This is a genomic window from Olleya sp. YS (assembly GCF_029760915.1).
Lineage (GTDB): Bacteria > Bacteroidota > Bacteroidia > Flavobacteriales > Flavobacteriaceae > Olleya.
Genome location: NZ_CP121685.1, coordinates 1,324,532 through 1,345,377 on the forward strand (window position 1 = coordinate 1,324,532; position 20,846 = coordinate 1,345,377).

The window sequence follows — 20,846 nt, forward strand, 5'->3', positions numbered from 1 at the left end:
AAATTTTTGAAATTTATTTTTTAATGGCTTTTTTACTTAGTATTTGACCATTACTTAACTCGACTTTAGCTATGTAAGTTGCTTGAGATAAGTTAGATAAGTTGTAAGTTTCTGTACTTTTATTTCCCTTTAGATTATGTAACAGTCGTCCTAATGCATCGTATATTTTGATGCTTTTAATAGTCAATTTTTCATTAGTTAATTTAAAACTGACATTATCATTTTCACCTTCTACAATCAACAAGTTATTTTCTGTTAATGATACATCATCTATAGATAAACTTGGTTGAGTAAATACAATTTCAAATCTATTATTAAATTCTCCTATTGCAGATGTGAAAGAATAGTCTCCAGTGGTTAAATCTTGGTAGGTGTTTAATAAGTTGTCTTTTAAATAAATAGCATTATTAGATAAAAAGTCACCTTGTAAGTGGTCTATAGATATGGTGTAAATAGTTGGAACATCAACAGAGTTTAAAAATCCTAAAGTAATAGTTTCATTTAAATTCAAATCGCTAGGCGCTTTACCTTGAATTGCTAATTTTTTAGAATCGCCTGGCACTAAGGTGTATAATGAAAGACTTGCTAAAATAGCTCCATTCTTTTTCGCATCGTAATATGCACCATCATTAGCAGCTGTGGCTCCTGGAACATATCCAATAACTGTTTGATTAAACAATCCATTATCTGTAGTAATGTTTAACCATAATTTATCGTGTTGATTTATTGCTGTATTATTTCCTGCTCTAAAAAATTGATCATTATTACCTGTAACACGCATAGCATTATTAAACGTTACAGTACCTGATGTAGCTCCAGGTGTATCAGAATAGGTTACAAAAAATCCTTGACCTGAAGGGATATATCTATTAGGTGTAATACCATCTCCACCAACAGTTTCTCCAGTTCCGTTTATAATAGCATAATCGTTAGTTGTAAAATTTAATGGCTCGTTACCATTTGTAGTACTTGAAGGAGGTGTAGATTGAGACCATAAATAAATTGCACCATCCAATTTTCCGCTTGTTGGATTGGACAAGAAATTATTCTGAGCAAAAAACAAATCGGCATCTATTGCAGAAGGGTAAGGGTTACCAATTAAATTCCAGTTGATATCACCTGTTTCAGTATCGTTTCTTTCAACAGGAACCGTAATGTCTCCATTATTTAAAGTTCCTCTAAAAGTATATACATAATTGTTTGGTCCAAATATAAATGCACCTATCGAGTGTGTTGCAGCATAACCCACACCAGGAACCATATTATCACCAGACGCTTTTAAAAACCAATCATCGCCATTATCATCAATATCATCAACTCCAGCTCCAGCTACCAAGGTATTATCATTTAAAGTTTCATATTGTGAGTCCACAAAATTACCTGCATTAAATTCAAAACGTCTAAATTGACTAGACTGAAACAATGCGTTACCAAAGGTTTCGTTAGCTACAGGTGAACTCCAATAGGTATACTCATACCATTCACTTAAAAAAGAAGTCTCTCTATCTACTATTGCTGCATCATTTGTAGCAAAAAAGGTACTACCAGAATCATCATATGTCGCAGCATTATCTACCTGAACAAATGACCCTTGATTTTGTACTGAAATACGTCCATTGTTAGTGACATCTGTAAAAACTTCTACGTAATCGTTTGGCGCAACCGTTAAGTTGATTCCAGAACCTATAGTTAAGGTACACGCTGTAAAACTTCCAAGACCTGCTGTACTAGTATTATAATTTGCACTTAAAACAGCATGTGTTGAAGCGCTTGGTGTTGTTGGTGACCAAGATGTACCATCCCAAGTTACTGTAGAAGTACAAGAAACAGGATTAGAACACACATTAACATCATCTATCCATAACTCACCAGCTCTAGTCGAGCTAAATTCAAAATAAGACCCAATAAAACTTCCAGTAGTATATGTAGTATCATTTGTGGTTCCAGCACTGACTTCTCCTGTACCATCATCGTAAAATAACTCCCAATCTCCAGCAGAACTTCTGGTGACTCTAATACAAACATCATCATTAGCATTCCAATTAAAAGCACTTGCCAGAATTTCTGTATCAGCACCATTGTTAACTCTATAAATCTTTAACAAATCATCAGATGTAGTTTGGTTAACACCTACTCTGTAACCAGTTGCATTGCTAAATAAATTACTTTGACTTGACAGAAGTATAAAAGAAAAATTATTGTTTGATGAAGGATCCCAATTACCATTTCTCATACAAAATGACCACTCGTAATCTCCATAAGCCAGATTTTGAATCCCTATATCTGCATTAATATAACTATCGCCTGCAGTACCAGTTATGTTATGTTTTAATTCTCCAGCTGTAGTCGTCCAATCTGCAGTATTATTCCATTGGGTTAGTCCAGCACTAAAATCATCAGAGAAAATAGAAGAGCATGGGTTTGTGATATTTAAAATACCATTGTTATTAGTTGTTGGATCCCAAAAATTACCGACATTATCTGCTTGGATTCCACCATAGCTAAAACTACTTCCGTTTAATTGAAAACGACTAGCAAAATAGTAAGTACCAGCAGCTAGACCAGATCCTATCTCTGCGGTATATTGGTCGTTATTTCCAAAGTCAGAATCGTAGGTAGCAGCAATCCAAGTCCAGCCTGTTCCAGAAATGGGACTTACATCTGCAGAATTATAACCTATCCAAGCTAAGATATTTGCACCTTGTCCAGCAGCATCTGTTACACCAGGCTCATAAGCTTGAGCGTAAACATTAAAATTATCTCCAATATTAATATTACCGTTTTTAGGAAAATCTACATTGCAAAAATCAACTTGGTCTGCATTTACGATTAACTGTAAAGAGTTACCAGTACTCCATACTCCAGCAGTGCCACCATAAATAAAAGGACAAGAATTTAATTGAAATCTACTAGCTATATAATAAGTCCCAGGTGTTAATGTTGATCCTACTTCAGCAAAATACTCATCATTATTACCTCCAATATTATTGTAAGATGCTGGTAACCAGTTAGTCCATGTTGAAGGATCTGTATCAGTTGTACTGTAGCCTATTTCCGCTGTAACGCCAGCACCTTGAGCAAATGGTGTGTCTGTTAAACCTGGCTCGTACACTTGAGCATAAACCACATTAGTAGTTGCTCCTTGTGTAATGGTTTGTGTAGTTGTTGGAAATTGAATGTTAGCAAAATCTAAGTTGTTTGGACATGAGGCAGAAACTGAACCTCTTAATGCTAAAGAATTATCATTAATCCTCCAAGTTCCACCACCTGCCTCAGCGTTATATCCATAAAATCTAACATATAACGTTTCTCCATCATTTATTGTCTCTGAAAGACCAGTAACATCACCATTTCTTTCACTGGTGTTATCTGGTACGTTTACAGTTGCTATTGTGGTAAAAGTTGTAAAAGCAGCATCTTTAGAATACCTAACCTGATAATCTCGAATTCCTGTTCCAGAACGTCTTTCTGAAAATAAGACTTCTTCTAGAAGAATATTAAATCCAGAGTTAGGTGTAATACTTATCTCAAAATATTCGTTAAGGTCTATAGCTCCAACACTCCAACCATTTCTAAAAGCACCATTAGCTGCATAAGAAATTGTTCCTCCTGTGGATGTAAATAGGCTAGCAGTGATATTAGCGTCAACGTTACTTGGGCTACCATCTGCAGTTAGTACCCATTCGCTTAATGTAGTTTGCGCAAATCCAAATCCACTAACTAGTAGTAGTAAAAAAAGTAATTTTATATGTTTCATAATAGGGCGTTTTTAAATGTTATTAAATAGCTTATTTTTGAGTTATGTATCAAAAACAAGAGTCCTTTACAATAGAAGAAGCAACTAAAAAGCTGGAACACTATTGTGCTTATCAAGAACGCTGTCACCAAGAGGTGAGACAAAGGCTAAAAAGCATGAATATGATACCTGAGGCTACAGATATTATAATAGTTCATCTTTTGGAGCACAACTTTCTTAACGAAGAACGTTTTGCCAAAACATATACTAGAGGTAAGTTCAGAATTAAAAAATGGGGCAAACGTCGAATCGCTCTTGAACTAAAACGAAAAGACATCTCCAAATTTAATGTAAACCAAGCACTTACAGAAATAGATAATGATGAGTATATCGAAGTTTTTAATGATTTAGCCGAAAAAAAGACGAATTCGTTAAAAGAGACCGACAAATACAAGAAAAAAAAGAAACTTATTGATTATTTACTATATAGAGGTTGGGAGAGTCATTTGGTCTATGAAAAAGCAAATGAACTGATTAAATAGATGGATAAAAAAACCTTTCAATATAACATTGAAAGGTTTGTATCTTGTTAAAAACTATGATTTTATAAATTAAAAACAGCTCCAAAGTTAACCGTAAACTGATTGTGAATCTTTTCAGCAGCAGTTAACGCATCAGAATTGTATTTAGCAAAAGTGGTTCCAAATTCCGAGAAAATTCCAAATCCACTTGAGAAAAAATAACGCATCCCTAAGTGTCCACCAAAGTTTTTTGTGCTTAGGCTTATTCCTGGATACAGGTCAAAGTTGTCGTCAATATTTAACACGCTTCCTAAGTTAGCATTAAAACGACCTTCAAGCTCAAAACGGTCTGAAAAATCTGCAGTTAACCCATTGTTTAAGTTAAGGGCATAACCAGTAACTACACCTATAGATATATTTTCTCCTAAACCATAATCGTAACTTAATGTTATACCATTAACGTTATCTTGTATATTGGCACCTATTTGAAATTTTTGATCGCCTTTTCCTTCAAAAGATTGAGCTGTTGTAAACGTACTTACTAAAAGTGTTATGGCTAATATTATGTTTTTCATTTGTCTTATTTTATTTATGTTTTAAATTATTGTTGGTATTAGTTATGGCTTTTTGATTTTTCCAATCTATCCATTGTTGACCTTTAATACGACGCATTAAGTTGTCAAAATTACGCATTATAAACACATTGTAAATAGCTTTACCTAGATTTTTTGGGTTTCGTGCAATAGCTCGTAAACTCATTGAAAAACCAGGAGTCACATATTTCATATAATGCCAATAACCTTCTGGCATATACAGCACTTCTCCGTGATTTAATTGACATTGCCAACCTCTTGCATTTTGCAACGCTGGCCATTTGCTAAAATCTGGATTAGAAAAGTCTATATCTTCACGTGTAATTAAAGCATGAGGGACCTTATATAAATGTTTATTTTGTTTTTGGTCGAATAGAATAATTTGCTTTTCGCCTTCAAAATGAAAATGAAAAATATTAGCTAAATCAATATCATAATGCATAAAGGTATAGCTATCGCGACCGCCAAAAAATAGCATTGGTAAACCTTTCATTAAACGTAAGCCAAAATCTGGAAAGGTAAAATCTTTTTGAAGCTGCGGTACTTCTTTTAAAATATTCCACAAAAATATTCTATACTTAGTAGGCTTGCGTTTAAGCAAATCTACATACTCACTCATTTTCATTGTTGCATGAGGCTCGTTAAACCCATCTTTATAATCAACTGGTCTGTCGTCGTACAATGGGACTGTCTTGTGTCCAGCAATATCTTTAATATACTCTAAATTCCATTTAGAATAGGCTGGCCAATCCGTAATGAATTGCTCAATAACTACAGGCTTTTGTGGCTTAAAATAATGCTTAATAAAGTCCTGTTTAGTTATAGTTTTAACTCTTGGTATGTCTTGAAGGTTTAGTTTCAATAGTTCAAAAATTTAAACGTCAAAGTTAATAAAACCTTACTAAATTAAATGTTATAATAGTTACACTTTAGTTAAAGTTGTAACGCATCCCAAATAGCGCATTGCTAGGAGGCATTGGTGTAAAGCCGGTTTCAATATAATCTGCATCAAAAATATTACTTGCTGTAACTGTAAATTCTACTTGTTTTAAAGTTGCAATTAATGAAGCATCCCAAACATTATAGCTTTGTCCTGTAGTACGCTCTGCGTGTTTGTAAACAATGTTTTGTCTTACATTTTTAAACAATTGTGTACTAAAACGTGTTGTAAAATGATGTTTTAAAGTATTTAAAGAATAACGAGACAGCTCTTTATTTTGATCTAATATATCATCTTCTAAAAAGGCATAACCAACAGCTAAGGTTTGATTAAAGTCGTTAATTTTAAAGCTATATGAGGTGTCAAACTCAAAACCTTTAGTGTTTACTTCAGTAATGTTAGTCGCAGTGTAAATGGTTTCGGTTGTATTTGGTCTTAAGTAATCTATCAAGTTTTTAGCATCTCTATTAAATAAGGCGATGGATGCAGAAAATGCGTTAGTATTATATTTTACTCCTATTTCTTGTGCAAATGCTTCTTCAGGTTCTAAATTGGCATTACCAGCAGTTCTAAAATCATTATAAAACAAATCTGTGTAAGTTGGGATTCTGTAAGTATAACCAATGTTTCCGTAGATTTTTAAATCATCAGTAACGGTATATCCTAAATCTAAACCAGGAAATGCATGAAATTTAAAATCTGAAAAATAAGTAACAGCAACACCTGGAGTAATGTCTAATTTTTCATTTAACAATTTAAATTGATGCTCTAAAAATAGGTTTGTCATAAAGCGATTACGATTACCTAGATTATTACTTCTTAAATAGATTTTAGACATATCGATACCAAAACCTGTCACACCAGCATTAGAGGTGTAAGAGGTATTGACTTCTGCTCCCATTTTATCTGTAATATGAAAGTTTCTAAAAAATGAAGGATCATCACGTCTTAATAAAAATAGATCTTGATTACGCTTCCAATACACACGAGGTTTTATTTTAAATTTTTCAGTGTTAAAAGTGGTTGTAAAACCAATTAGGCTATTTTGGGTTTCTTCATATTCATTAAAAGTAGGGTTGGTAGTATAGAAGTTTTCTGCACCAAACTTACGGTCAAAAAACGTTGCAATTAACTCAATAGGTTGTGCATTTTTATTGAATGTGCTTTTTAAAAAGTAGTTGGAATTATCATAATCTGAATTATTGCGATATCCTTCAGAAGTCAATTTACCAACGTGAATAATATGTGATGAGTTGTCCAAATCTGTTCCTACAGTAATGGAGCCATTTAATTGATTAAAAGAGCCTGTTTCTACATTTGCCGATACCGTATTTTTTAAAGACTTTTTAGTCACTATATTAATAGCTCCAGTAAATGCATTTTGTCCAAATACACGTGCAGCAGGACCTTTTATAATCTCAATACGTTCAATAACTTCTATTGGTAAAGCAGCATTCATGGTGTGATGTCCAGTTTGCGCATCGTCCATTTTTATTCCATCAATTAATAGTAATGTTTGGTCAAAACCACCACCTCTTATATGTAAATCGGCTTGACTACCAGCAGTTCCACGACGTCTAATATCAACTCCTGCAACCTGTTGTAGTAAATCTGCAACGTTGGTGGCAGCACTATTTTTTATGTCTGAAGACGAAATAACAGTAATGGTTCTTGAGTTTTCTTTAAACGGAAGATCTATTCTAGCTGAAGAGATTAAGATAGTATCTAATTGTTGTTCTGTTGGATTATCTTGTGAGAAAGACACACAGACAATAAGGAATGTAATAAGAGTTGTTAGTTTAATTTTTGACATTTTAGTTAGCTTTTAAGCGTGCAAATGTATAAAAACTTATATAAAATGGTTACGAAAATTAACCAATGTTTTATTTGAAATTTATCTTTTATTTTATATCAAACTCTGTTTTACAATTACTACATCTATATTTGTCTTTGGAGTAAAAAGGAAGCGTCCCAGCGATAAAGCCAAACACAAAAGCAAAAAAAGATTTAAAATCTTTAATGGTTGAAAACATAGCAACTTCTTGACTATTACAGTTTGGGCAATGTATAGCATTGCCATTATCATCTACCGAGTATTTTTTAATTGTTTCTAAAATGTGCTGTGCTTTTAAAGCATCTTCTGCAAATACTTTAAGCTTAACACCACCTATCGCATTACTTACTAAAGGATCTGTGTCAATTGTTAAGTTGTCACTTAAAAACACTTGGATACCTTCAGACTCTAAGCGTCCTTTTATAATTTGTGCTTCTGATGAGTATTGGAATTTAGCGATAGTTTTAAAGGTTTGGCTCATGTTAATGATTTGAATTTTTAAAGATATAAAAAATGACTGTAGCTATTAGTTACAATTTTAACACATCAAATCAAAAATTTTACAAAAACTAACTAACTTTTGTTGTATTTTTACACATATGTTTGCATTAGTAGATTGTAATAATTTTTATGCGTCCTGTGAGCGTGTATTTAACCCTAATTTAGAAGGAAAACCAATTGCTATTTTAAGTAATAACGATGGTTGTGTTATCTCACGAAGTGACGAAGCAAAACTTTTAAAGTTACCAATGGGAGCACCTATTTTTAAATGGGAATCCTTTTGTAAAACTAACGGTATTAATGTTTTATCATCCAATTACCCTTTGTATGGTGATATGAGTAGTCGTGTTATGAATATTCTAAAACAGTTTACTCCAGATGTTGAGGTATATAGTATTGACGAATCATTTCTAGAATTTAAAGGCTTTGAGCATCATGACCTAAATAACTATGGTAACCAAATACGAAAACGCATAAAAAAATGGACAGGTATTCCAACATGTGTTGGGATTGCACCAACAAAAGCACTTAGTAAGGTTGCCAACAAAATTGCACGTAAATTTCCAAATAAAACTAACGGTGTTTATGTAATAGATACAGAAGAAAAACGTATTAAAGCCTTAAAATGGATTAAGATTGAAGACGTTTGGGGTATAGGAAGAGGTTTAACAAAACGTTTAAAAGCAAAAGGCTGTAAAACAGCTTTTGACTTTACGCAACTGCCAAATCAATGGGTAAAACGTAATTTTTCTGTAGTAGAATCTAGATTAAAACGTGACCTAGAAGGGATTCCAACCTTGCAATTAGACGAAGACAGTAAAGACAAAAAAATGATTGCTACTACACGTAGCTTTGAGTATACTTATTCAGACAGAGACAATATAAAAGAGCGTATTTCTACCTTTGCAACAAGCTGTGCAGAAAAATTACGCAAACAAGGTTCATGCTGTCATGTTATTATAGTATTTTTAAGAAGTGACAAATATAAGCAAGACTTAGAACAACATCGTGTAAGTACTAGTGTAAGTTTGTCTTGCCCAACAAATTCATCTTTAATAATAAGTAATTGTGCAGTTAAAGCAGTAATGTCTATTTTTAAAGAAGGAATAAAATATAAAAAAGCAGGAGTTATCGTTTCAGGTTTAGTTCCGGTTGATAATTATCAACTTAATATTTTTGAAACGGAAAATCCAAAGCACGTCCCTTTAATGCAATCTATAGATAGTATAAATTCTAAATATAGAAGCAATAAAATTAAAATAGGAAACCAAGATTTACAACGTACTTGGAAAATGCGTCAAGAACGATTGTCGCCAAAATACACCACGAATATTAACGATATTATAGTAGTAAAATGATAGCACGCAAATCCGGAAGTTTAACCTTTTTTACACCAGAAGCTGTAGATAATGCAGCAGGATATTTTTTTGATACAGGTATTTCGGCAGGATTCCCGTCTCCAGCAGAAGACTTTAAAGAGCAACGCTTATCTTTAGACGAAGAATTAGTTAAAAATAAAGAAGCTACTTTTTATGCCAAAGTAAGTGGGCAATCCATGATTGGAGCCGGACTAGACGATAATGATTTACTAGTCATAGATCGCAGTTTAGAACCAGAGAACAATAAAATAGCAGTTTGTTTTTTAGATGGCGAGTTTACTGTAAAACGCTTACGTGTCTCTAATAATGAGGTATGGTTACAACCAGAAAATCCTAATTACCCAATTATTAAAATAACAGAAGAAAACGACTTTTTAATCTGGGGAATAGTTACTAATGTGATTAAAAAGGTATAGTTGTTTAAAAAAATAAGACATAAAAAAAACGCGAAGCAGATGCTTCGCGTTTTTAATTATAAATTAAGTAAAGTATTAGTCGGCTAATACAATGACTTTGTTTCCATTCATCTCTAAAGTTCCAGAGTTTATTTTTAATAAGGTTGTGTTTTTGTCGCCTTTAGTAAAACGATTTTCAACCTCTTCGTCTAGCACAATATTACCAGTAATCTTTACTGTTCCTTCTTTTAAAAGAGACACTACTGGAGCGTGATTATTTAACATTTCAAAATCACCATTTACTCCAGGAACCGTAACGCTAGTTACTTCTCCACTAAATAATGTTGCTTCTGGTGATACAATTTCTAAATACATGTTCTTTTAGTTTGCAGTTTGCAGTTTACAGTCACTGAGACTGAATACTGAAAACTAATTACTGGTTTATGCTTCAGCTAACATTTTCTCTCCAGCTTCAATAGCTTCTTCGATAGTCCCTTTAAGGTTAAAAGCAGCTTCTGGTAAGTGATCTAACTCACCATTCATAATCATATTAAACCCTTTAATAGTTTCTTTAATATCTACTAATACACCTGGAATACCAGTAAATTGCTCAGCTACGTGGAATGGTTGAGATAAGAAACGTTGTACACGTCTTGCTCTAGATACTGCTAATTTATCTTCTTCAGATAATTCTTCCATACCTAAGATGGCAATAATATCTTGTAATTCTTTATAACGTTGTAACAACTCTTTAACACGTTGTGCACAGTTGTAGTGTTCATCACCTAAAATGTCAGCAGTTAAGATTCTTGAAGTAGAATCTAGTGGGTCTACCGCAGGATAAATACCTAACTCAGCAATTTTTCTTGACAATACCGTTGTTGCATCTAAGTGAGCAAACGTTGTTGCTGGCGCAGGATCCGTTAAATCATCTGCAGGTACGTAAACCGCTTGTACAGATGTAATAGATCCTCTTTTTGTAGATGTAATACGCTCTTGCATAGCACCCATTTCGGTTGCTAACGTAGGTTGGTAACCTACCGCAGAAGGCATACGACCTAATAATGCAGATACCTCAGATCCGGCTTGTGTAAAACGGAAGATATTATCTACGAAAAATAATACATCTTTTCCTTGTCCTTCACCAGCTCCATCACGGAAATATTCTGCTATAGTTAATCCTGAAAGTGCTACACGAGCACGCGCTCCAGGAGGCTCATTCATTTGTCCAAATACAAAAGTTGCTTTAGAATCTTTCATTACAGTTTTATCAACCTTTTGAAGATCCCAACCACCTTCTTCCATAGAGTGCATAAAGTCGTCACCATACTTAATAATTCCTGACTCTAACATCTCACGAAGTAAATCGTTTCCTTCACGTGTTCTTTCTCCAACTCCTGCAAACACAGATAAACCACCATGTCCTTTTGCAATGTTGTTAATTAACTCTTGGATTAATACTGTTTTACCTACTCCTGCACCACCAAATAATCCAATTTTACCTCCTTTAGCGTAAGGCTCAATTAAGTCAATTACTTTAATACCAGTAAATAATACTTCAGTAGACGTTGATAGGTCTTCAAACTTAGGCGCTTGTCTGTGTATTGGTAATCCAGCATCTCCAGCTTTAGGTAAATCACCTAAACCATCAATAGCATCTCCAATTACGTTAAATAAACGTCCGTAAACATCATTTCCAATTGGCATTTGGATAGGTGCACCAGTTGCAATAACTTCTGTGCCTCTACTTAAACCATCTGATGAGTCCATAGCGATTGTACGCACTGTGTCTTCACCAATGTGAGATTGTACTTCTAATACTAATTTTGAACCATCAGCATTATTAATTTCTAATGAATCGTAAATTTTTGGAAGTTCAGTACCTGCTCCGAATTCTACATCAATAACTGGACCTACTATTTGTGCAACTTTACCTGTAACTTTTGACATTACTTATTTATTTAATATTATGGTATTTAATTGAAAGAAAACACCTTCTGTTTTCGCGTGCAAAGATAGGAGTTTTAATTTAAAATAAAAGTGGTTTATAAACCTTTTTTTATACAAAAAAACGTCTTCCATTGGAAGACGTTTTTAAAACATTTTATTGTTTAATTTTTATTGTAAACCTGCAGAGTAGTTTGTATTGTATTCTCCTATATCTACTAGGTTTCCAGATGCTTCAAAGTTAGAGCCGTATTTTAAATCGATTGCCTTTAAAAATTGATTTGCTAATAAAGCATATCCTCTAGATGTAGGATGTACACCGTCTAAAGAAAAGGCTCCTCCTGTTACTAAAGCAGAAGTTAAATTATAATTTCCAGAGGGTAAATTACCGTCTTTCAATAAATTTAATAATGCATTAGCATCTACAAATGCTAAATTGGCAGCACTTGCTTGAGATTGGATTGTTGCATTGAAACTTGCAGTAGCAGTAGCTATGTCTGCTTGCTCTTCTGGTGTTAATGCCCATCTGTCTTCTAATGGAATTTGGGTTCCATATCCCTGAGGTATTAAAGAAGATAAAGGCAAAACAAATAAGTCATCTTCTGTAGATTGTCTATAACTTGGGATACCAAAATTACTTAAATCAGTCAAATCTTCGTCAATTAAGACCATTGCATTATTTGATCCTTCAGCAAAAGCGATTGTTCTTTTATCTAGTTCTGCTTGCGTTAATAGTCCATTAGTAAATGCAAATTGAAGTCCACCATTGTATGTAGCGTATCCTTGATTTAATGCACTTGCAGTTGCAGCGTCTAAAGGTACAGGATTGTGTGGTACTGTTGTAAAATGAGGTATTGCAGTTACATCTGGAATATTAGCGACTACACCTTTAGCACCACCTGATGTTAAAGTTGTGATTAAAGTAGAATACGCAAAATCAAAAGTAGCAGTTGGTGTAATTGGATTAGTGCCATCTCCACCTGATAAAGCATATCCTAAAACATCGTTATTTCCAATCCATAGAGAAAAGAATGTAGGTGCTTGTGCCATAGCGTCTGCTATTACTGATGTTGTTGTAGAGCTAGCCATTCTTACAAAATATGGATTTGCTGTTGGTGGATTTGAAAATAATCCATTTAGATTTCCATATCCAGGTGCTAGTAAGTGAAAACTTTTTGCGCCTGGAACACCCATGTTATTAAATGGTCCAGTTGGATTGTTTAATACAATATCAGTTGTAGTCATTGCACCTGGATTTAGATTTGTAATTGGCACAGGTCCTGACCCATCAAATACTAATCTAGGCCCAAACCCTTGTAAAGGAGATCCTCCAGCAAGTAAACCACCTACGTTATCATTCATCAACGGTTGATTAAAATTACCACCACCAACTAATGAGAATTTACTTGCCATTATGTTTGGTGTAGAATTCTCTTGGGCGATACTATATAAAGCACCATCTGCAAAACCAGCAGTTAGAGAGTTTCCTAATGATACAAAAGTTGAGAAATCTGCTGAACCAGCAGTTGGAGCAGGTAGTGTAACAGCATCCATTGGAGGCATATCTAAAAACTGCTCGAAATCTTCTTCATCATTACATGCTGTAAAACTAATTGCTATGGCAAGAAGTCCTATATATTTTATGTTTTTAAATGTCTTCATTATTATAAGTTATTAATTGTTAATGATGCATAATACATAGACCCGATAAATCCAGTTCCAAAAGCAGTAAAGTACTCATCTCCTGTTAGGTTTGTAGCTCCTACTTTGATAATAGATTTTAAACTTGGAATTTTATAATTGATTTGTGCATCCAATACGTGAAATTCTGGAACGATACCATTTCCAAATGTAGCTTCCCAGAAATAATCATCACTAAATCTGTATGCTATGTTGAAACCAAAGTTTTCAAACACTTCTGTATGTCCAAAAGTTGCTTTAAACTTATGCTCTGGTGTATTAAAGTTTGTTTGAAAATCTGGATTTGCAGCTTGATCAAAATCTTGTTTAGTGAATGTGTAACTACCACCAAGATCAAAACCACCAAACACTTTAGTAGATAATCCTAAAGAAGCACCATAAGATTTAACATCAGCATCAGAATTAGTGTAGGCACTGTACGCCTGAACATCTCCATTTGCCAATGCAGCCACAGATAGACCTCCATCTCCTGCTGTACCATATAACGGAGAAATCACTACTTCCTGAGAGATAAAATCTTCGTATTTGTTGTAGTAAGTACTAAAATCAACAATAAGACTTTCAAATTTACCTCTATAACCTACTTCAACAGAGGTTACTCTTTCTGGTTTTATAATTTCAGGATTTGCAACTGTTAATAATGCTGGGTTACCTGAAGCTGCAAATGCACTAACAGAGCTAGCAGAGTATGAGTTCTCATAGGCTGCTCTACCAGTTTGATTAACAGTAGCAGGTTGTCCAAACATTGTTTGACCTTCTAAACTAATTGCATAGTCTCTAGAATATCTGTCTAAATTACTTTCAGCAGAACCTACTAAAATGGCTCTACCTGCATCTAAACCAATAAACAAATCTTGAGTTGTTGGGTTTCTAAAACCTGTTTGAGCAGAAGCTCTAATATTATGATTCTGGTTTAAGGTTAGACCTGCAGAAATTCTTGGAGAGAAAAAACCATCAAATAATTCTGATTTGTCGTAACGTCCAGACGCAGTTAACTTTAATTCCATATCCTCAGAAACTTCAATGTCTTTTTGGATTTGAGAATACACTCCAAATTCTGAGTATTCTATTGGGCTATCCCTATCTGTATAAATTGTACCTCCAGAATTTAATGTGTATTTTCTGTAAGACCCTCCAACTTGTATTTCAGCCCAATCTGTAAGGTCACCAAAGTTATAATTTGCATCACTATGGAAATATTTAGAAGCATCTTGAAATTTTGAACCTGTACTTAAGTCTGGATCATTAATACTTCTGTTAAATGCGGCTTGATATTCCGGTGTTCCTGGTAAAAAACGACCAGTATCTGCTGCTGCTCTAGCTGCTTCATGTTTTTGTTGTTCTGTAAGACCTAATGGATTACCAGATAAGTCAATACCTACAAAAGTATTTATATAGTCTCCAAACCAATCAGCATCACTTTTCCATGCTCTATTTATGTTAATACCAGTAAAGACCATGTCATATGAATCACCTGCTTTGTCTGACACCTCATAAGCTCTAACAAAAAAGTTATCGTTTCTAACTTCTAATTTATGTTGTTGCTGGAAGAAACCATTAATGTTATATCTGTTTGTACCTTGATAGATAGTAGAACCTGATCCAACTTTTCCAACATAAGAAAACTCTAAATTATTTCCTTCAATTGGACGATAATATAATCCCCAGTCTGCTTTAACACTTTCAGCATTATAATTTGTCAAATCACGCTCATTATAACCTGTTCTACTAACAACTACGTCTGGTACAACACCTGTACCTCCAGCTAGTGCGTTAATATTTGCAGCTACTTCATCTCCATACACGTTGATACCATCGTAATCTGTATTAGCTCTTGTTCTTGTTGGGTCAATTTTATCTACTTCACTAGTCGCTTGCCAATCTGTTCCTTTTAAGTAACCGAAGTTAACTTTTGCAGCAAATTTATCGCTAAACTTGTGAGCCATTCTGATGCTTAAGTCTGTGTAAGGATTGTCTCCTGCAGACTCTTGTGAAGTGATACCTCTTTTAATAGATCCACTGATACCAGTATAGTCAAACGGGTTTTTACTTCTCATAAATAAAATACCGTTAAAGGCATTTGCACCATACAATGCAGATGATGCTCCTGGGAGTAACTCGACGCTTAAAACGTCAGTTTCTGTCATACCTACTAAGTTTCCAATAGGGAAATTTAATGCAGGTGTTGAATTGTCCATTCCATCTACTAACTGCATAAAACGTGTATTTGCAAAAGTGGCAAAACCACGAGTGTTTACAGATTTAAATGTTAAACTGTTTGTATTAACATCTACACCTTTTAAGTTTTCTAAACCATCATAAAAATCAGCAGATGCTGTATTTTTAATTTCTCTTAGACCAAAACGTTCTACCGTTACAGGTGACTCAAAAATACGTTCTGGTGTTCTTGATGCAGATATAACTACTTCGTCTAGAGACGTTCCTTCTGCAAGGACAACGTTAATATTTTGATTGTTTGAAGTAATTTCAACATTTTCTGTTGTAAAACCTACGCTACTTACTTGAATAGTAAAAGGAGGATTTTCATTTGTTGTTAAGGTGAAATTACCATCGAAATCTGTAGCTGTTCCTACAGATGTGCCATTTATTACCACATTAGCACTAGGAATAGGTTGTTGACTATCGTCCACAACTGTTCCTGTTATTGTTGTTTGGGAAAAAGCTATTCCGCTAAAACACAACAATACAATTGAAAGGATTGTTCTCATTTTTTAGATTTAGTTAATTTATATCGCCAATATACGTTTTTTAACGAAACCTTAAAAAAAACAAGTTAAAAATTATGCATGCATAATAAGTATTTACAAAAAAAAGAGACTTTAAAACTAATTATTAATAAAAATCAACCTTGATTTTTATTAATAAGAAACTTTAAAGCCAAAATTGATTTGTAATAAGATGTTTTACTCTACTGTTACAGATTTTGCTAAATTTCTTGGTTGATCTACATTTTTATCTAACATTACCGCAATATGATATGATAACAATTGTAGAGGTATAGTTGTTAATAGTGGTGTTAAAGATTCTAGTGTTTCTGGAACCTCAATAACATGATCTGCTAATTTTTTGACACTAGTATCGCCTTCGGTAACAATACCTATAATTTTACCGGATCTAGATTTTATTTCTTCAATGTTACTGACTACTTTTTCATAATGCCCTTTATTGACTGCTATAACAATGACTGGCATTTGGTCATCAATTAAGGCTATGGGACCATGTTTCATTTCTGCAGCGGGATAACCTTCTGCATGTATATAAGAAATCTCTTTTAATTTTAAAGCGCCTTCTAGGGCTACTGGAAAATTATAACCTCTACCTAAGTATAGACAGTTTTTTGCATCTTTATATATGTCTGCAACCATTTTTATATGTGCATCAGACTTTAGTGCTTTTTCTACTTTTTCAGGAATAAGTTCTAATTCTTGTAAATGATAGTGATAGTCTGTGTTAGACAAAGCACCTTTAATTTTACCTAATTTAAGTGCTATTAAAGTTAATACTGTTATTTGAGTTGTAAATGCTTTAGTTGATGCTACTCCAATTTCTGGCCCTGCATGAGTATAAGCTCCAGCATGTGTTTCTCTAGCTATAGATGAGCCTACCACGTTACATACTCCAAATACAAATGCGCCTTTTTCTTTAGCTAATTTAATTGCAGCTAAAGTGTCTGCGGTTTCACCTGATTGAGAAATAGCAATAACAACATCGTTGTTTGTTATTACGGGATTACGATATCTAAATTCTGAAGCGTATTCAACTTCTACAGGGATTCTAGCCAAGTTTTCGAAAATATATTCTGCGACTAAACCTGCGTGCCAAGATGTACCACAAGCGACAATGATAATACGACTGGCATTAGTGAACTTTTCAATATTATCATCAATCCCAGCCATTTTGATGATACCTTCTTTTACTCTAAGTCGACCTCTGTAAGTATCCTTAATGGCGTGAGGTTGTTCGTGTATTTCTTTTAACATGAAATGTTCATAACCACCTTTTTCAATTTGCTCAAGGTTAAATTTAAGCTCTTGCATAGAAGGTGTTACCTCAGAATCATCCTTTATTTTTCTAATTTTTATTTTTTTATTTAGCCTTACAATTGCCATTTCCTCATCTTCAAGATAAATGGCATTTTTAGTATATTCTATAAATGGAGAGGCATCACTTGCTATAAAAAAATCGTCTTCGCCAATACCAATAGCTAATGGGCTACCTAATTTTGCGACAACAATTTCATTAGGTTTATTTTTATCAAATACTGCTATTGCAAAAGCACCTACTACTTCTGTTAGTGCTAACTGTACAGCTTTACCTAATTTTACATTTTGTTTTTTCTTAACTTCTTCAATAAGATTTATTAATACTTCTGTATCCGTATCAGATTGGAAAGTGTACCCTCTTTTTATTAATTCTGTTTTAATAGATTCGTAATTCTCAATAATTCCGTTGTGAATAATAACTAAATCTCCAGAGTTAGAGTAGTGTGGGTGAGAGTTAACATCGTTAGGAACACCATGTGTTGCCCATCTGGTATGTCCTATAGCTATATTTCCTTCTGTTGCAATTTCATTGTTTATTTTTTTCTCTAAATCAGCTACTTTTCCTTTTGTCTTAGATAGTTTTAGATCGGTTCCATCATAAATTGCTATACCAGCACTATCATAACCTCTATATTCTAGTCGTTTTAATCCGTCTATGACAATTGGATAAGCTTTTCTTTTACCAATATATCCTACAATACCACACATAATGTTTTAGTTATTAGGTTCTGTATAAAAAATTTCAAAAGTTGCTCTAACATTTTCTGGAACAGTGGAGGAACTTCCATGTAAAATGGTGCCTTCAGGACTTATTGTAGAGCTTTGAGGAACAAACCTTACAACATCATCCTCTAGTGCGTTTTCGATTTGTGATGTACCAAAAAGATTAATGTTAGATGTAACATATAAACCTAGTTTGACATTTGTAGAATCATTTAGTAAAATACGTTTAATGTGTTCTGTTAATCTAATTTTATATTTAACACCGTTTTCGTCTACATCTCTTTCTAATCTAGGAGAGTAAATAATTTTAGAATTTAGTGGTGTAGTCGAATTTGTTGTTGGATCTGTAAAATAATCTACTATTGGTGTATCATTTTTTAAGTCGTAAAGAATAATTCTATCTGGCTCTGCGGTTCCTCTAGTTTGTAAACCTTGATTAGTGTAGTCGACATAAAAATTAAGATTAGCTTCGTTAATTAACCATTTACCCTCTCTGTCTTTAAAATATTCCAAAGCATCTTGCGAGTTGTTGTTTTCGTCAATGATATTACCATTGAAAAGATCTAAAACAGTCATAGATCCTTCAAACCCTTTTAGATATAATTGGTCGTCTCCATTTTGATCATCCCCATCTGTTAATGGTTGGAAATTAGATAAATTTTCTAAAGTGTTAAACTTTATATTATTGAAATTAAATGTGTAAGTTTCTCTTAATCTTTGATTCTCTACAGTTCCATCTCTTTCATATCTCACGTCAATTCTAGCGTTATTCATATTTAGAAATATCATGCTACCATCATTAGACATATTGTCTTGTTCAACCTTAAAGATTAAACCTCTAAAGGCATTTTTAAAATCCGCCTGATCTGATAAAACAGGGTTAGCAGTTCCGTCTTCTTGGATTAAAAAATCTTGCCAATAGTTTATACCTAGAGATTCTGCAAGGTCAACATGTAATCCAGGGGTTAGCTTTTCAAGCTCTTCCTCTTCTGTTGAACCTACTGGAGCTTCTTGAACACTAATTTGCAATTCACTAGGAGTAAAACTATCATTTACATAAAACAAATCTCCTTCAAAACTAGACAGATTTAAGTTAGTATAAGCATTAGAGTAATAGTCTTGTGACTCTTCAAAATCAGATTCTGGATCTAAATCTCTTAAATAATAATTATTTCTAAATATGGATAATTTGTATGGACTAGAAGTATTACCAAATACAGAATCTAGCTCGTATGTGGAATTACCTTCTCCATCTGTTTCTAATAAGGTATAAAAATAAGGTATGTATAATTTAACAGAAATAATCTCTGGGTTTTCTCCAAAATTAGGAGCTGCTAATGTTGGAGCAATTTGTGTAATTAAACTAGCAGAAGTAGATCCATAATTAGGGTCATTATAAATACCTAATACTTTATTGGATAAGTTATTGGTTTGTATGGGATCAACTTTTTTGTTATAAGATACAAAAGGAAATAATCTACTGCCTGTGTTAAAATTTTGAGCACCTCTAATGTCACTTTCAACATTTACAAAATCTTCATCACATGCAACTAAAATTAAAGCAATAGACGATATAAATAATAAAGGTTTAACTATATTTAAAAAGAATGTTTTCATAAATAATTTAAAATATGGAGATACTACTATGCTAAAACGCTAGTTGTGTAAAAATTAGTGTATGCTTCGCTAAATTCGTCTTTAGCGTGATAATCCAAAACTGGTTTTTTAGACTTATTAAGATAGGTTGTAAGCTCTTCTGGTAAATCTTCAGACCCAATAATCAATGCGTCAGAACTGTCAATAGCTACTTTCATTAAATTATTATATGTAGGTTCTGTAAGTAGTTTTATTTTGTCCTCTTCTATATTATCAAACTGAATTTTTTTAATCAAATCTGGATTAAGAGTATTTTCATATCCACTTTTATAAATAGAAGTCACAATTTTACTTTCGTTAAATAAAGGTTCGTCTTTATAAAATTGTTTAAGATAAAGCGGTAATAAGGAAGCCAACCAACCATGAACATGTATAATATCTGGAGACCAGTTTAATTTTTTTACAGTTTCTATCACACCTTTTGCAAAGAAAATTGCTCGCTCATCATTATCTTCAAAAAGTTTTCCGTCTTCGTCAGTTAGTGTTGCTTTTCTTTTAAAATACTCATCATTATCAATAAAATAAACCTGAATACGCTCTTTTGGGATAGAGGCTACTTTAATAATTAAAGGCATATCCAAATCGTTGACTACTAAATTAATTCCTGAAAGACGGATAACTTCATGTAATTGATGTCTTCTTTCGTTGATATTTCCATATCTAGGCATGAATATTCTTATTTGTCCTCCTTGCTGATTTACCATTCTAGGTGTCTCAAATGACATTGAAGAAATTTCTGTTTCTGGTAAATATGGCACCACTTCAGATGATACATATAATATCCTCTTATCTTTCATAAATTGTTTAGCTTTTCAGAATTATAAATAAAAAACACGCAAAAGTACAAAAATTTATG

The 20,846-nt window shown here is 33.3% G+C and carries 15 protein-coding genes; 3 read left to right on the forward strand and 12 right to left on the reverse strand.

What is annotated here, in order from left to right; all coding sequences use genetic code 11:
• Nucleotides 1–13 precede the first annotated feature (13 nt).
• Nucleotides 14–3,757, reverse strand: a complete 3,744-nt coding sequence (locus Ollyesu_RS06085; RefSeq protein WP_279302906.1) for a T9SS type A sorting domain-containing protein — start codon at nt 3,755–3,757, stop codon at nt 14–16.
• A gap of 44 nt (nt 3,758–3,801) precedes the next feature.
• Between Ollyesu_RS06085 and Ollyesu_RS06090 the strand changes: the two genes are divergently transcribed.
• Nucleotides 3,802–4,278 carry a regulatory protein RecX gene (locus Ollyesu_RS06090; RefSeq protein WP_279302907.1) on the forward strand — a complete coding sequence of 159 codons (477 nt, stop codon included), beginning with the start codon at nt 3,802–3,804 and terminating at the stop codon, nt 4,276–4,278.
• 62 nt (nt 4,279–4,340) lie between these two features.
• Here the strand turns inward: Ollyesu_RS06090 and Ollyesu_RS06095 are convergent, their stop codons facing one another.
• The 4 genes from Ollyesu_RS06095 to Ollyesu_RS06110 all read right to left on the reverse strand — a co-directional run bounded on the left by Ollyesu_RS06095 (nt 4,341) and on the right by Ollyesu_RS06110 (nt 8,105).
• On the reverse strand, nt 4,341–4,832 hold the full coding sequence (locus tag Ollyesu_RS06095) for a DUF6646 family protein (protein ID WP_279302908.1): 492 nt from the start codon (nt 4,830–4,832) through the stop codon (nt 4,341–4,343).
• Nucleotides 4,833–4,842: 10 nt separating this feature from the next.
• Complete coding sequence (locus Ollyesu_RS06100; RefSeq protein ID WP_279302909.1) at nt 4,843–5,712, reverse strand: cupin-like domain-containing protein; 870 nt, start codon at nt 5,710–5,712, stop codon at nt 4,843–4,845.
• A gap of 67 nt (nt 5,713–5,779) precedes the next feature.
• Nucleotides 5,780–7,603 (reverse strand): TonB-dependent receptor, encoded by a 1,824-nt coding sequence (locus Ollyesu_RS06105; protein ID WP_279302910.1) that lies wholly within the window; start codon nt 7,601–7,603, stop codon nt 5,780–5,782.
• 88 nt (nt 7,604–7,691) lie between these two features.
• Complete coding sequence (locus Ollyesu_RS06110) at nt 7,692–8,105, reverse strand: DUF2007 domain-containing protein (protein WP_279302911.1); 414 nt, start codon at nt 8,103–8,105, stop codon at nt 7,692–7,694.
• A gap of 118 nt (nt 8,106–8,223) precedes the next feature.
• On the opposite strand from Ollyesu_RS06110, the gene Ollyesu_RS06115 reads away from it, so the two are divergent.
• Nucleotides 8,224–9,483 (forward strand): Y-family DNA polymerase, encoded by a 1,260-nt coding sequence (locus Ollyesu_RS06115; RefSeq protein ID WP_279302912.1) that lies wholly within the window; start codon nt 8,224–8,226, stop codon nt 9,481–9,483.
• Nucleotides 9,480–9,920, forward strand: a complete 441-nt coding sequence (umuD, locus tag Ollyesu_RS06120) for a translesion error-prone DNA polymerase V autoproteolytic subunit (RefSeq protein ID WP_279302913.1) — start codon at nt 9,480–9,482, stop codon at nt 9,918–9,920. Before Ollyesu_RS06115 ends, umuD begins: the two co-directional genes overlap by 4 nt.
• 75 nt (nt 9,921–9,995) lie before the next feature.
• Here the strand turns inward: umuD and Ollyesu_RS06125 are convergent, their stop codons facing one another.
• From Ollyesu_RS06125 to Ollyesu_RS06155, 7 genes are all read right to left on the reverse strand, one after another.
• Nucleotides 9,996–10,274: a F0F1 ATP synthase subunit epsilon gene (locus Ollyesu_RS06125; protein WP_279302914.1), complete on the reverse strand. Its 279-nt coding sequence runs from the start codon at nt 10,272–10,274 to the stop codon at nt 9,996–9,998.
• A gap of 66 nt (nt 10,275–10,340) precedes the next feature.
• Nucleotides 10,341–11,849 (reverse strand): F0F1 ATP synthase subunit beta, encoded by a 1,509-nt coding sequence (gene atpD / locus Ollyesu_RS06130; protein WP_279302915.1) that lies wholly within the window; start codon nt 11,847–11,849, stop codon nt 10,341–10,343.
• Between the two features lie 168 nt (nt 11,850–12,017).
• Nucleotides 12,018–13,508 carry an SGNH/GDSL hydrolase family protein gene (locus Ollyesu_RS06135; RefSeq protein ID WP_279302916.1) on the reverse strand — a complete coding sequence of 497 codons (1,491 nt, stop codon included), beginning with the start codon at nt 13,506–13,508 and terminating at the stop codon, nt 12,018–12,020.
• A 2-nt stretch (nt 13,509–13,510) separates the two neighbouring features.
• On the reverse strand, nt 13,511–16,276 hold the full coding sequence (locus Ollyesu_RS06140; RefSeq protein ID WP_279302917.1) for a TonB-dependent receptor: 2,766 nt from the start codon (nt 16,274–16,276) through the stop codon (nt 13,511–13,513).
• Between the two features lie 195 nt (nt 16,277–16,471).
• A complete protein-coding gene (gene glmS / locus Ollyesu_RS06145) occupies nt 16,472–18,319 on the reverse strand; it encodes a glutamine--fructose-6-phosphate transaminase (isomerizing) (protein ID WP_279302918.1) in 1,848 nt (615 codons plus the stop codon).
• Nucleotides 18,320–18,325: 6 nt separating this feature from the next.
• Entirely contained in the window at nt 18,326–19,951 is a 1,626-nt protein-coding gene (locus Ollyesu_RS06150; protein WP_279302919.1) for a DUF4270 domain-containing protein, read from the reverse strand.
• A 26-nt stretch (nt 19,952–19,977) separates the two neighbouring features.
• On the reverse strand, nt 19,978–20,787 hold the full coding sequence (locus tag Ollyesu_RS06155; protein WP_279302920.1) for a glycogen/starch synthase: 810 nt from the start codon (nt 20,785–20,787) through the stop codon (nt 19,978–19,980).
• Nucleotides 20,788–20,846 lie beyond the last annotated feature (59 nt).